At 34.8% G+C, this 942-nt stretch carries 1 protein-coding gene; it reads left to right on the plus strand.

All coding sequences use genetic code 11. The annotated features are described in order from the left end of the window. Positions 1 to 139: 139 nt before the first annotated feature. Positions 140 to 538, plus strand: a complete 399-nt coding sequence (locus tag H4J73_RS01910; RefSeq protein WP_182223091.1) for a hypothetical protein — start codon at positions 140 to 142, stop codon at positions 536 to 538. The last annotated feature ends 404 nt before the right edge of the window (positions 539 to 942 follow it).

Here is a 942-nt window from a genome sequence, read left to right on the forward strand (position 1 = left end):
GTTCGTGCAGAGTTTGATTCAACGTTCTCTGCATATAACAAGTTGCTCAAACGGAAAAATAACAGTTGGCCATCGCTTCGCGATTATAGCCAACCATTATTTTCCGCTTAGCAAAGCGTTATAAGCCACAAGGAAAGTTATGCGCTATCTTCTAGTTTTACTAATATTATTACCTTTCTTCTCTTTAAGTAATAATTTTACTTTTGAAACTTGGCCGTCAAATAGCAATACCTGTACATTAGGATTTGATAACCACCCAACTAAAAACTGGGATGCTGTTTCTAAGCCGCCGTTATCAATAAAAGAAGTAAGTTTAATTTTTCATAACTGGGCGTCTACAAACTTAACTGCATCAGAAAAAGGTCATGCAGTTAGTTTTAACTTAGCATCAGTTTCAGTAAAGGGTTTAAAGGAAAGTTATTGGTTGTATAAAGTTGGGTATGTTGTATTTAACAAAAACATTCCATCTAATAACTTTAATCGTAAACTAGCAATAGATTTATCAGGCAATATAATCTTGCCGAAATGTGGCTTATAACAAGCCATTCAAGCAGGACTTTTAACAGTTGGCTAGGTTCCGCTTCGCTTCACATTTTAGCCAACAATTAAAAGCCTCTTAATGGGGCGTTATGCGGCATTGCGAATTCGATTAAATGTAATTGTGGTAGTTGCCTTTTCTTTATCCTAGTTATTTACGCGTAATTAAATCTATTTAAGTTTTTGGTTAAATAGTTTTTCGCCAAAGTAGGTAAGTGGTAAATTCACTTTTCATTAGTGGCTCAACATTCACGATTTGGTGTGTCGCAATGCTGTGAGGTTTTTAAACGTGCATTTTATGTTACTAATATTTATATAAATTGTACGGTTTGTGGTAATGTAAAAATCGCATAACAAGGCATTCAAACGGACAAAAAACAGTTGGCTGTTTCACTCCGTTCACAT

The organism is Colwellia sp. MB3u-41, assembly GCF_014076845.1.
Classification (GTDB): Bacteria; Pseudomonadota; Gammaproteobacteria; order Enterobacterales; family Alteromonadaceae; genus Colwellia_A.

What these genes read in the sequence shown, in the direction of transcription:
- H4J73_RS01910 (WP_182223091.1), top strand. Translation starts at nt 140, where the DNA reads ATGCGCTATCTTCTAGTTTTACTAATATTATTACCTTTCTTCTCTTTA.